The sequence below is a fragment of the Yaniella halotolerans DSM 15476 genome (assembly GCF_000420805.1).
Taxonomy (GTDB): domain Bacteria; phylum Actinomycetota; class Actinomycetes; order Actinomycetales; family Micrococcaceae; genus Yaniella; species Yaniella halotolerans.
Genome location: NZ_ATVQ01000002.1, coordinates 362,294 through 373,873 on the forward strand (window position 1 = coordinate 362,294; position 11,580 = coordinate 373,873).

Sequence of the window (11,580 nt, forward strand, 5' to 3'; positions counted from 1 at the left end):
TGCAACTCGTCCTAGGCAACGGTCGATGCCGCGGAGCTAGCGTTCTCCAACTCGGCGATCTTATCCGGGCGGAAACCTGACCAGTGATCAGCTTCAGTCATGACGACCGGTGCCTGCATGTAGCCAAGAGCACGAACGCGCTCCAGAGCATCCATATCTTGCGACATATCGATAACGTCGTATTCGATGCCTTTTTTGTCCAGGGCACGCACGGTTGCGTTGCACTGTACACATGCTGGTTTGCTGTAAACGGTCACAGTCATGATCTATCTCCCTTTGATCGCTGTTTCTAAGCCGGCCAACTCCGCAGACTTCGTGAATTCGAAGTTTCAACGGTGTTCTCTTGATGAATTCTTGGTGAAGTCCTCATCGGCTTCAACCACAGAGTTAATACTACATCTAGGGATCACGAACGCCAAGCATAACTAGATGTAGTGATTACATAAGTGTCATTCACCCACAGGGTTCTCCACAACTTATCCACCAACGTTCCACGGGATTGAAATTCGCCGCATCGGCATCATGGTGCGGGTCTACTACAACAGATAAAAAGTTCTCCACATTCCCTCAGGCGCCGAAGATTTGCCCAATCCACAGAAAAAGAATTTTTTAAGCGGCGTGTTGTACCCCAACCACCACCATTGATTGTGCCGCCGCCCACCCGTAACCCCTATACATTGTGGTCGCTTGGTGGTTCAGAACACCACTACTTCCTGACGCGCAGCTTTCGTTGGAGCGCCAACCCACCGAGGATGGCTATCGCAACCAGACTGATACTCACCGCAGCTACGACACCGGAGTTTTCTTGTGCCCAATCCACAAAGTCATTCTGACTGACGCGTTCAGCCAAAGTTTTGGCTGGCAGCGCCCCCACATGGCCACATTGATCCTCTGATAGCACCGAATAGGCAACATCGTGCTCTGCTGCACTGACTGTTATCAAGTTTTCGCCACCGTGATAGAACGTCAGTTGTCGACCAGCCGACCAGTCATGACCGCCAGAACGGTGCGCCTCTTCAACGGAAACAACGTGGTCGACGGTAAACGGTTCCGCATCTGCGTCTTGTTGCCGGTCATAGTCCATAGCATCGCCGGTATATGGGTCGCTTATACCGCCTACGAGCAGGGTGCAACCATCGTCGGCAAGCTGTTGTTCACCAGCTTGGGTATCACGAATCAGCGTATCTTGTACGGCAGTACACCCGGAGGACCGGTAATACCCTGGTGCTTCATCCGGATCGGGAGTCCATGCCTCTGGTGCAAAGGTTTCCATAGACACTTCTTCGGAGATGGGGATGTGCCCGAGCAGTTCGAGCGCGGACACGACCGGAACGGCAGCATGTGCCGGGGTCGTCGATAGCGCTAGTCCCGCAAGCAGTGCGGTAGTTGTGAAGAGTTTTTGGGTGGCGCTCACATAGTCGAAAGCCTTCGAGAATATATTTCTTGATGATGTTACGGCCCCATCATCGCGCGTTCAATAACTAGGTTCCCTCGAACGTTCATGGAACAATGGTGTCTCGTGGAAGCTGAGTATATGACCCCAGAAAGATCGTTTCGCCCTGATATTGGTTTCGACTCGCAAAAGTACATTCAGTTGCAGTCCCAATTCATCTCTCAGCGGCGCCAAGACATCGGCCACAAGCTGTACTTGGAGATGGGTGGCAAACTCTTCGATGACCTCCACGCCTCACGTGTCCTGCCGGGTTTTACCCCCAATAACAAAATCTTGATGCTCCAGCAGCTCAAAGATGAGCTCGAGATCATGATGGTGCTCAATGCAAAAGACCTCGAGTACGAAAAGATTCGAGCCGATTTGGGCATCACCTACCAAGACGAAGCGATGCGGCTGATCGATATTTTTCGTGACGAGGGATTCATGGTCGAACATCTCGTGATCACCCAGTTGTCCGCAGAGTATTCCAATGCACTGGCCTTTAGCGATCGGATGCAGCGTGCTGGTCTCAAGGTGACGCACCAATACCCCACCAGCGGTTATCCGACCGATACTGCGAAAATCATCTCGGAAGAGGGCTTTGGCCAAAACGAATATGCTGAAACCACTCGTTCGCTGGTGGTCGTGACCGGACCTGGTCCAGGCTCTGGAAAACTCTCGGCTTCGCTGTCACAGATCTATCACGACTTTCAACACGATATTCGTTCTGGGTACGCGAAATTCGAAACGTTTCCCATTTGGAATCTGCCCTTGCAGCACCCTGTCAATCAGGCCTACGAGGCCGCAACCGCAGATCTCGACGACAACAATATTATTGACCCATATCATCTAGCCGCTTACCAATCGCAGGCAGTGAGCTATAACCGAGATGTTGAAGCATTCCCTTTGCTCAAGGCCATGCTGGAACAACTTTATGGCGAATCGCCCTATCAATCCCCCACCGATATGGGAGTCAATATGGTGGGACACTGCATTAGCGATGACGCAGTGTGCGCCGAAGCGGCTAAACAGGAAATCATTCGCCGCTGGTATAAGGCCAGGGTAGAAGAGCGTCGGATGGATACCACCGATCACACGGTTTCCACACGGCTTGAACTCATCATGACCCGGGTCGGGATTTCACGCGATGACCGAGCGGTGGTTGCTCCAGCGGCTGCTGTTGCACAGCGCACCGGACAGCCCGCGAGTGCCGTGCAACTTGGGGATGGCACAATCATCACCGGTAAGACTTCTGACCTCTTGGGCTGCTCAGCCGCCATGCTGCTCAACGCTTTGAAATACTTGGCGGGAATCGACGACGACGTCCACCTGCTCCGTCCACAGGCCATTGAACCGATTCAAACCTTGAAAACTCGTCACCTGGGCTCTGTCAATCCACGATTGCACACCGATGAAGTGCTAATAGCCCTCTCGGTTTCTGCAGCTGAGTCAGAAGATGCCCGCAAGGCCATCGATATGCTCCAGCTTTTGCGCGGCAGCGATGTGCACACCACCACGATTCTCGGCTCGGTCGATGAATCGATCTTTCGCCAGCTGGGAATGTTGATCACAGCAGAACCGGAGTACTGGCGAAAATCACTGTTTCACCGCAGCTAACAACCGCACTCAATAGCGTAATTCGTCTTCTGCGCCTTCAAACCGCCAAATCACATCAGTACGATAAACAGGATAGTTTTCGTAGTGTTGCATCCCAGCGGTCTGGTAGGAGGCCTGGTTCATGATAGCGGCCATGTCACGTTTATGGCGGATTATCGCGCCAATTCGTGGTCGGTTATATATGGGACTACTCGTCACCATTGGAGCTTCAGTCGTTGGGTTGCTGATCCCCCAGGTACTCGAGGTGTTAGTCAATAACCTCAACTCCTCCCCCACAGCGGCTACCGTCTGGATCGCCGGCGGTGTGGTGATTGCCCTCGGTCTAATCGAAGCCGTGCTGCTCTGGCTCCGAAGAGTGTTTGCCATCGGACCATCAACCAATACCGAACGTGAAATGCGAGTCCGGTTTTATAACTGGATCTTAGATATGCCGGTGGCTTTCCACAACGACTGGGGTTCTGGCCAGCTGCTCTCACGTGCCCAACAAGATGTCACGCAGATACGTCGCTGGATTGCTTTTGGCATGATCATGATGATGTCATCCGCGGCCACGGTCTTAGTCGGTATCTACATGATGTCGCGCTCATCGCTGCTCTTAGCCGGTATCTTTCTAGTCGTGGTCCTGCCGATTGTCTGGTTGACCTACCGATTTCAGCAAGAATTTTCTGTCCTCACACGTCGATCACAGGATCTCAACGGGGAAATTTCTACCACGATGGAGCAATCCGTCCAGGGTATTCGCGTACTCAAGGCCTTCGGTCGAAGCAAACACGCACTCGAGAATTTTCAAGTCAACGCCGGTGCACTACGGGACAACGAAATCCGGAAAGCAACAACGACAGCACGCTTTGACATGTTCATGATGGCTCTGCCCGAAAGTGTCTTGGGTATCTCATTACTACTGGGGCTCTTCCAAGTGAACTCAGGCGCGATGAATGTAGGACAGCTAGCCAGTTTCTTTGCCACGGCCACCCTGGTGGTCGGCCCAACTCGGATGTTGGGCATGCTATTTGGTCAAGCCGTCAATGCCACCACAGCACTTGAACGCTACTTCGAAGTGATGGATTCCGAAAATACTATCGTCTCTCCTAAGACTCCGGTTACCGTGGACTTTGCTAGCGCTACCGGTGAACTGGTCATGGAGGATGTTCGCTTCCAATTCCCCGATGCGGCTGCTGACCAGCCCGATATATTCCAGGGTGTAGATCTCCATATCCATCCTGGTGAAACAATGGCTTTGGTAGGTGTGACCGGCAATGGAAAATCAACACTGCTCCAACTGGTGCCACGCATCTTTGATATCACGGGTGGGCGCATCACCATCGATGGAGTCTCAGTCCACGATATGGACCTCGATGATCTGCGCAGACTCACCGCTTTTGCGTTTGAAGATACCACCTTGTTCTCCTCGTCGGTACGGGACAACGTGCTGCTGGGTGTCGATCCCGAGCTTCCCGATACTGTCCAGGATGACATCGCGTGGGAAGCACTCCACGCTGCTGATGCAGCTTTCGTAGCCGACCTAGTACACGGCATCAACACGCGCATCGGCGAAGAAGGCTTCTCACTTTCCGGTGGTCAACGCCAACGCATTGCTCTAGCCCGAGCCATTGCTGCCCGTCCATCCTTACTCCTGCTGGATGACCCGCTGTCAGCTCTCGATACCAAGACAGAAGAACGAGTCATCGCTCAGCTCAAATCGGTGCTTCACGACACCACCACCTTCATCATTGCCCATCGCTCCTCCACCGTTGCGCTGGCTGACCGTGTGGCCTTACTCGACGACGGCCAAATTGTCGCTGTCGGAACCCACCACGAATTACTGCGTTCTTCATCGCGCTACCGCTACATTATGGCAAGCCAGTCTTCAGGTAGTCAGGAGGTGAATCAATGAGTGGTCCCGGAAGAGCCCGCGGCGGGTCAGCGCACTATGCCCAGATGACCAAGGAAGAACGTCGGGCCTCACTACGCCTGCTTGGAACGTTGTTAAGACCGTATACCTGGCAACTCGTGGGACTCTCGGTGATTGTCGTTTTGGCCCAGTTGGCTTCTGTTGCCGGGCCGGCCATTATCGCCTGGGGCATTGACAACGGTATTCCCGCATTGCTCGAGGGCAATGCCACCCCAGCCATGGCGGCATCCGTGGCGCATATCGCAGCTGCTCTCATCGGCGGCGGGCTGATGTACGTGTTTATTCGGTGGAATATGACCATCGGCCAGAATATGTTGTACGGTCTGCGCAAGCGGCTCTTCTTACACAGTCAACGTCTGGACATGAAATTCCATGAGACCTACGCTTCAGGACGGACTGTAGCCCGGCAAACCTCCGATATGGATGCTCTGGCGAACTTGCTGAACTCCGGGTTAGACATCATGGTCGGTTCAGTATTGCAAATGGTATTTACCCTGGTTCTGATCGTGACCATGGATATTCCCTCGGGCCTCGTCATGATGGGCCTGTTGATTCCTGCAACCATGCTCACCGTATGGTTCCAGAAACGCTCCTCGGTCATCTATCGCCAGATTCAGACGAACTCCGCTCGTCTCATATCGCATTTTGTCGAGACCGTCAGCGGGATCCGTGCGGTCAAGTCCTACCGCAGGCAACGCGCGAACGGCGAACGGTACGAGCAGTTAGCCGAAGATCATCGCCAGTCCGCGCTACAGTCGATTCGGCTCTTCGGGATTTACCAACCCACGCTGCGCTGGTTATCGTCTATCACGGTTGCTGCAGTGCTCATGGTCGGTGGTTTCCGTGTGCTGGATGATGCGCTGCAGGTTGGCGTGCTCGTGGCCTTGGTCCTATACGCTCGTCGGTTCTTCCAGCCCATCGATGAAATCGCCAACTTCTATAACACCTTCCAGTCTGCGGTCGCAGCACTGGAAAAGATTTCCGGTCTGATGGCCGAAAAATCGTCGGTAACCGATCCTGACGATCCCGTTGAACTTACGGATGTACAGGGCGAGATTGTTTTCAATGATGTGTCATTTCGTTATGACGAGGAACTTCCCCTGGCACTGCAACAGACCTCACTGCAGGTACCTGCTGGACAAACCGTTGCCATTGTCGGTTCTACCGGTGCCGGAAAATCCACCATCGCTAAACTGATGGCCCGGTTCTATGATGTCACCGAGGGTTCGATCACTCTGGACGGTGTCAACCTCAAAGACTTGGATATGGAAACCTTGACCGACAACATCGTGATGGTCACCCAGGAGTCCTACTTGTTTTCCGGTTCCGTAGCCAACAACATTGCCTTGGGAAACCCGGAGGCGAGTCGTGAAGAGATTGAAGCGGCAGCGGCCATCATTGGCGCAGATTCTTTCATCCAGCGTTTGCCCGAGGGGTTCGACACTGATGTTCGAGCTCGAGGCGGACGAATGTCTGCTGGACAGCGTCAACTCGTGTCTTTTGCAAGGGCGTTTCTGGCGGATCCTAATGTGCTCATTTTAGACGAGGCGACGTCGTCCCTGGATGCGCCGACTGAGGTGATGGTGCAAGAAGGCCTTCAAGAGCTGCTGGGCAGACGGACCTCGTTTATTATTGCTCACCGCTTATCCACGGTGATGATTGCCGATAGAGTATTGGTTGTTGAAGGTGGCCGAATTATTGAAGACGGCACACCCGATGAGCTCATCAACGCTGGAGGTCAGTTTTCGCAACTGCATAAAGCGTGGCAAGACACACTGACTGAATAATCTGTAACGCTACCCGCACTACTGAACAGAGGATCCTCATATGCCAGGCAAAGTCAAAGCAGCCCTACTCGGTGCGGCAGTTGGCGCCGTCGTCGTGCTCATCATCGAACTGGTCGCGGTGTTTTTGAACGATGAAGCATTCTTCGCCACCGAACGGTCCTGGCTTATCCTTGCTGTCGGTATCGCGGCTTTCGCATGGTTCCAGGTACGCGCCTATGATCAGAAAAAGGGCATCTATGCTGATGACGAGTCGTGACCAAACTTGATCTCACCAAGGGAATATTCGGGTAGGTCATTGAGCGTCCCGAACCGATGGGCCGTCATGGTCACTGCTTGTTCACGAAGGAATGGCAGCATTTCGAGTCGGCCAGCCGAGGTGACCGGCTGCTCATAAATTGCCGTTTCGGGACTGTGGGAAATTGTCGAAATAGTTGCCTGCGTTTCAGCCGTGCCAATAAGTCGAATACGAGCAGTACCTTCGGCTGGATCAGTAGCTGCTAGACGTCTGGCGCGCTGCACCCATTCCTCGGTATCTTCAAAAACGACCGCAGCGTCGAGTTGTGCCAACACTTGCGCGACGCCTTCGGCCACTTCAGGGGGCAGCGATACCGTATTGGCTGGAACCACTCCGGTACCTTGGCCGGAGGTTACAGCCTGTTGGACTCGTGACCCTGCACTGGCAACCCGTAGCATGCGTGCCACTGCCTCTGACGAGGTATCGGTAAGGCGAATCGTTACAGCCACGGGACGATACCGGAGCGCGTTGACTTCAACCTGTATATTCGAGATATCCCGTTGGCCGGTGAAGGTTTCGACGTCAATGGCATCGTGAGCTACAGCGTTTGCTAACCAGGCCGCGTCATCGTCACGGAGGTATTGTGCCGCAGCGTCGGTTACCTCATCGACGATCGGATCGGTCGTTTCTGGAACAGTATCGGGTGCATCGGTCCAGTCGGTGAGCCCAACCAGGTAGTTTGGGCCACCTGCTTTGGCACCTGGTCCAATGGATGAGCGTTTCCATCCGCCAAACGGTTGTCGTCGGACAATTGCCCCGGTGATACCGCGGTTGATATAGAGGTTTCCGGCGGTGATGTGCTCACTCCACGTGGCGATTTCTTCGGGGTCTAATGAGTGGATGCCCGAGGTGAGTCCATACGGTACGGCGTTGACGTATTCAATGGCATCTTGGAGCGTGGCTGCGGACATGACGCCAAGGATGGGGCCGAAATATTCGGTCAGATGATATTCCGAATCGGGTTTAATACCGGAGCGCACCCCAGGTGAGAAAAGCCGACCGGTGTCATCAAGCTGACGAGGTTGCAGGTGCCAGCGTTGGCCGGGTTCCAGTTGGGTTAGACCCCGGCGAAGCTTCTCACCAGGTTTTTCAATAAGCGGCCCCATTTGTGCCTGCGGGTTGTCTGGATGGTCGACAACCAAAGAGCTGATGGCGTCTAAGAGTTGCCGGTGAAAACGCTGGCTGGTTGTAGTCTGACCGACTAAAATCACCAACGAGGCAGCAGAACATTTCTGGCCAGCATGACCGAACGCTGAATTCACCACATCGGCGACGGCAAGATCCAGGTCCGCCGAAGGTGTGACAATCAGTGCGTTCTTGCCCGAGGTTTCACCCAGCAGGGGCATATCGGGACGCAGGTCTTTAAATAATTTGGCGGTCTCATACCCGCCGGTCAAGATCACGCGTTCGACTCGTGGATCGGTTACCAAGCTGGTGCCGATGGTCGATTCTTCAGCGACCACAAACGCTACGATCTCGCGGGGTAGGTCGAATTCATCGAGGGCCGCCCATATCGCCTGCACGATCACTGCCGCGGTCCGTTGTGCCTGTGGTGCGGGTTTGAAGATGACCGGCGAGCCTGCGGCCAGCGCAGCGGTGACTGATCCGGTCGGAATGGCCATCGGGAAATTCCATGGCGGGGTGGCCACGGTTAGCTTTACGGGGTGTGGCGTTGCTCCTGACACGTCACCTAACCGCAGGCACTGTTCGCCGTAATAGCGGGCGAAGTCGATACCTTCTGACACTTCTGGGTCGGACTGATCGATGGTCTTTCCGGTTTCGGAGCCCATAACTTCAATGAGATCACCTCGTGCCTGCGCGAGATGGTCCCCGATGCGGATCAGCACCTGACTGCGACTTGTCAGCGGCAGCTCACGCCAGACTGCGCCGGCCTGCATAGCCGAGGTGATCACAGTTTCGAGCTGCTCTTGGGTTGTGACCGTAGAGTTGTGCACCAATTCATCTCCCAGCGTGGAATGGCGCATACGCTCAAGAATCTGCCGGCCCCAGGCCCGGTTAGCAGCCAGGTCAGGATCCGAGTCTGCCGCATTTGCGAAGACTACAGGTGAGGCAGTGTTGAAGTCTTCGGTTTGGCGGTTCTGGGTTCGTCGAGGCTGCGGCGTCACATCGACGTCGTGTTCCAGCTGTGCCAGTGAGGCCAAGAACCTGTCTGCTTCTCGAGCAAAAAAGTGTTCGTCGTCGAGTTCAAAGACCGCCGACATGAAGTTCTCTTGTGAGGCGCCTTCTTCAAGGCGCCTCACAAGATAAGAAATGGCAACATCGAATTCGTCTGGGTGTACGACCGGTGTGTAGAGCAGCAGCCGTCCTACATCGGCTCGCACGGCTTCAGCTTGAGCCGTAGCCATGCCCAACAGCATTTCGAAATCGACCGGACCATCAACGTCAATTCCCCTGTGCTGCATGAGCAAATATGCCAGTGCTATATCGAAAAGGTTTTGTCCTGCCACGCCGATCTGTACGTTTTGTAAATGTTCTGGGGTCAGTGCCAGGTTTAAGAGGCGCTTGTAATTGGTGTCGGTGTCCTGTTTCGTTGGCCAGACGGTCTGAGGCCAGTGGTGCATGGCTGCTTGCACCTGTTCCATGGGCAGGTTGGCCCCTTTGACGACACGCACCTTGATGGGCGCTCCCCCAGCGGCCACCCGTTCCGCTGCAAATTCTTGGAGCTCAACCATCGCTTGGTATGCATCTGGCAGGTAGGCCTGGAGGACGATACCTGAGGCATAATCTCGAAACTCCGGTTCTGATATCAATCTGCGATACACATCCAAGGTCAGGTCAAGGTCCTTGTACTCCTCCATGTCGAGATTGATGAAGGTCACTGGGTCGGCATGCAGTGCTGCCCGATACACCGGGCGGAGCTTTTCCACGATATCTTCAACAGCCTCATCATGCGCCCAGTGATTATGCGGGGCAACAGTGGCCGAAACTTTAATCGACACATAATCCACGTCGTCGCGTTCAATCAATGCCAGGGTTGCGGCGATACGGCGGTCAGCCTCCCCCTGTCCCAGAATGGCTTCACCCAACAGGTTGATGTTGAGCTTCACCCCCTCGGTGCGAAGCTTGTTAATTGCTTTCCCAAGATGGGGGTCTCGTGAATCAATAATCAGGTGCCCAACCATCGAGCGAAGCGCTGCTTGGGCTGCCGGAACCACAACACCGGGCAAGACTCTGGCGAGTTTTCCACCGGCGCGAACTGCTGCTTGTAGGTACCAGGGCAAAAATTCCGGTACGTCTTCGGCGATGTGGGCAAGTGCATCCGCGGCGGCCGCATTGTCCTCTGGACGCACGACGCGGTCAACGAATCCAACGGTGAAATCCAGTCCAGCTGGATCTTTGAGCACCCCGGCTAGCCGTTGAGCCGATGCGTCCGGTTTGATCTGTGCCGCGGCTTCTAACCAGGTCCGTACCTGAGCAATCGCGGCATCACCCAGCTGCCACGGCATGATGTCAGAATGCTGATGTTGTGCTGACTGCATGATGTTCCTCATCCACGAAGCGTCTCGGATAGTGACACACAGCATACGCTGACCGGTAGATTCGGGTATAGCGAATAATTTCGAATAGCACCGTTCATAAAACCCGAAGGATCATTGTGTTAGATCTCCACCGTTTGAGGCTGTTACGGGAGCTGGCGATTCGTGGGACCATCACTGAAGTGGCTACCGCACTGAATTTCGCGCCTTCTACAGTCTCGGCTCAGCTCTCGAGGCTTGAACAAGAGGCCGGTAGGACACTTCTGGTGTCTTCCGGTCGAAAAGTTATGCTCACCACCGCAGCCCTGGGATTGGTGGAGCACACCAATGACATGCTGGCGATCATGGAAGAAGCCACTGCACAGCTGGTTGACGCAGACTCTATTGTGGCCGGGACCGTGCGCCTGTCGATGTTTCAGACATCTGCTTTGGCCGTGTTACCGGGAACGCTTCGGCTACTGGCAACATCGCATCCCGGTATCCGTTTAGAGGTTGCACAGCGTGAACCAGAACAAGCCCTGCACGATACGTGGGCTGGAGACTTCGACATCGTTGTTGCCGAACAATACCCCGGTCATGCGGTACCTCAGCTGCCAGATATGCTCACGACCCCGCTGGTCAACGATCCGCTTCGCTTAGCCATCCCTGCGAATCTGGCCCATGACGTCAAGCAGCTTACTGACGCCGCAGGTTTCCCCTGGATCATGGAGCCTACCCCGGCCGCATCACGCCATTGGGCATTACAGCAATGCAGAGTCGCCGGATTTGAACCAGATATACGGTACTCTTCAGCCGACTTGCAAGCGCATGTCCAACTCATCGAAGCAGGACAGGCGGTAGCGATTCTGCCCGGCATGTTGGGTGGCTATCGGCCACCGCAGGTTACCTGGGTACAACTCGATACAGCACCACAACGACACATCTTTTTGGCTATGCGTCGAGCATCGGCGGGGCATCCAGCGGTTGCCGCAGTGGCCTCTGCAATACAACGACATGCCCAAGATGCGACGCAAAGCTAAACCATCCAGGGTATATTCAGG

General features: G+C 54.7%; 9 protein-coding genes. 5 read left to right on the top strand and 4 right to left on the bottom strand.

The annotated features are described in order from the left end of the window. Positions 1–11: 11 nt before the first annotated feature. Positions 12–263: a glutaredoxin-like protein NrdH gene (gene nrdH / locus G583_RS0109240; protein ID WP_022870899.1), complete on the bottom strand. Its 252-nt coding sequence runs from the start codon at positions 261–263 to the stop codon at positions 12–14. 443 nt (positions 264–706) lie between these two features. Next, entirely contained in the window at positions 707–1,414 is a 708-nt protein-coding gene (locus G583_RS0109245) for a hypothetical protein (protein WP_022870900.1), read from the bottom strand. Between the two features lie 120 nt (positions 1,415–1,534). Here G583_RS0109245 and G583_RS0109250 point away from each other — a divergent pair, with 120 nt between their 5' ends. After that, entirely contained in the window at positions 1,535–3,049 is a 1,515-nt protein-coding gene (locus tag G583_RS0109250) for a DUF1846 domain-containing protein (RefSeq protein WP_029629448.1), read from the top strand. Between the two features lie 9 nt (positions 3,050–3,058). Here the strand turns inward: G583_RS0109250 and G583_RS17070 are convergent, their stop codons facing one another. Then, positions 3,059–3,184: a hypothetical protein gene (locus tag G583_RS17070; RefSeq protein WP_022870902.1), complete on the bottom strand. Its 126-nt coding sequence runs from the start codon at positions 3,182–3,184 to the stop codon at positions 3,059–3,061. Between G583_RS17070 and G583_RS15330 the strand changes: the two genes are divergently transcribed. From G583_RS15330 to G583_RS0109270, 3 genes are read left to right on the top strand one after another with little or no spacing between them, the layout of a single operon-like run. After that, positions 3,183–4,943 (top strand): ABC transporter ATP-binding protein, encoded by a 1,761-nt coding sequence (locus tag G583_RS15330; RefSeq protein ID WP_245540610.1) that lies wholly within the window; start codon positions 3,183–3,185, stop codon positions 4,941–4,943. The two genes, G583_RS17070 and G583_RS15330, sit on opposite strands and share 2 nt — an antisense overlap. Next, positions 4,940–6,748, top strand: coding sequence for an ABC transporter ATP-binding protein (locus tag G583_RS0109265; protein ID WP_022870904.1), 1,809 nt, complete (start codon positions 4,940–4,942; stop codon positions 6,746–6,748). The genes G583_RS15330 and G583_RS0109265 overlap by 4 nt, the downstream gene beginning before the upstream one ends. Before the next feature lie 40 nt (positions 6,749–6,788). After that, the gene (locus G583_RS0109270; RefSeq protein WP_022870905.1) at positions 6,789–7,004 is read left to right on the top strand and encodes a hypothetical protein; all 216 of its coding nucleotides are present in this window, start codon (positions 6,789–6,791) and stop codon (positions 7,002–7,004) included. Here G583_RS0109270 and G583_RS15335 read toward each other — a convergent pair. Then, positions 6,983–10,543 (bottom strand): bifunctional proline dehydrogenase/L-glutamate gamma-semialdehyde dehydrogenase, encoded by a 3,561-nt coding sequence (locus tag G583_RS15335; protein WP_022870906.1) that lies wholly within the window; start codon positions 10,541–10,543, stop codon positions 6,983–6,985. The genes G583_RS0109270 and G583_RS15335 overlap by 22 nt on opposite strands. A gap of 116 nt (positions 10,544–10,659) precedes the next feature. Here G583_RS15335 and G583_RS0109280 point away from each other — a divergent pair, with 116 nt between their 5' ends. After that, a complete protein-coding gene (locus G583_RS0109280) occupies positions 10,660–11,559 on the top strand; it encodes a LysR family transcriptional regulator (RefSeq protein WP_022870907.1) in 900 nt (299 codons plus the stop codon). Positions 11,560–11,580 lie beyond the last annotated feature (21 nt).